The sequence below is a fragment of the Mycobacterium sp. E342 genome, assembly GCF_001667665.1.
Classification (GTDB): domain Bacteria; phylum Actinomycetota; class Actinomycetes; order Mycobacteriales; family Mycobacteriaceae; genus Mycobacterium.
The window spans coordinates 1-972 of the sequence record NZ_LZJM01000226.1 but is presented as its reverse complement, the minus strand read 5'-3'; the positions used below and the strand labels follow the sequence as shown (position 1 = coordinate 972).

The 972-nt window shown below is 66.8% G+C and carries 2 protein-coding genes; both read right to left on the bottom strand.

Going from position 1 to position 972, the window contains the following annotated elements:
• On the bottom strand, window positions 1-373 hold a 373-nt coding region (locus A5692_RS17570; RefSeq protein WP_197514497.1), incomplete at its 3' end, for a hypothetical protein.
• Between the two features lie 96 nt (window positions 374-469).
• A partial coding sequence (locus A5692_RS17565) for a GntR family transcriptional regulator (protein WP_156766135.1) occupies window positions 470-972 on the bottom strand: 503 nt, incomplete at its 5' end.

Here is a 972-nt window from a genome sequence, read left to right as displayed (position 1 = left end):
CGGCGAATTCCTCGAAGGAGACGCCGGGTCGGATCCAGTGCGACCTGCGCGCTACTACGCCGATCCGCTGTGGGTCGGACGAGCCGTGCACGATCGCGGTGACTTCGTGCTCCTCGTGATTCCACGTGTCGGAGAAGTGCACCAGCCAGGGGCGCTCGCAGGCGGGGAAGAAGCAGGCGGGAGTCACCCGAACGATCAGCACGTCGCCGTGCGCGGGCGAGATCTCGAGATGGACGTGCAGGCGCCCTGAAGCAGACGTACGCGCGCTGGTGACGAAGAAGTATTCGCCGTCGTGGTGGCCGCGGAAGTAGCGTCGCCCACGCGTGCGCAGGTAACGTTCGACCAGGTTCGCGCAGATGAGCTCGTTCGCCATGAAATCATGCTGCGGCGAATGGCTTTGCGAATGCTGGGAGACAAGCCATGAGCCCGCGAAGAAACTGTTGAGAATTCGCTGAGTGGCCGGATTCGGTCAGCGCGGTGGCCAAGGTTCGGTGTCGGGCCGCCGCTCCACGATCCCGGCGCCCGGCCCCGGCATGGTCCGTGGCAGCGTCACGGAGAATCGGTACCGCTCGGGCCGGTAATGAAACTCCACGACTTCGAGCGGCTTGTCGTCCCTGCCGTAGCTGATCCGTTCGAGCACGAGTACGGGGGAGCCCAACGGCAGATTCAACGCGCCGGCCACGTCGACGGAGGCGCCCGCCGCATGGATCTCATAGGTGGCCCGGGCGATAGGGACGCCCAGTCGCCGCTCCCACATCGTGTAGGTGCTTTCCATCGCCCGCTCGGGTTGCGCGTCCGAGACGCTCGCCAGCAGCGGCTCAACGGCCCTTCCCAGCCCCGGCGGCAGGTACGCGATCATCAGCGCCAGGGGCGCGTCCCCGTCCCGGAAACGCCGCTGGATGCACAGAACTCTGGGCAAGCCCAGCGTTTCGGCGACCCGTTGTGGGGGCTCCTCGACGCGGTGCGACAGGA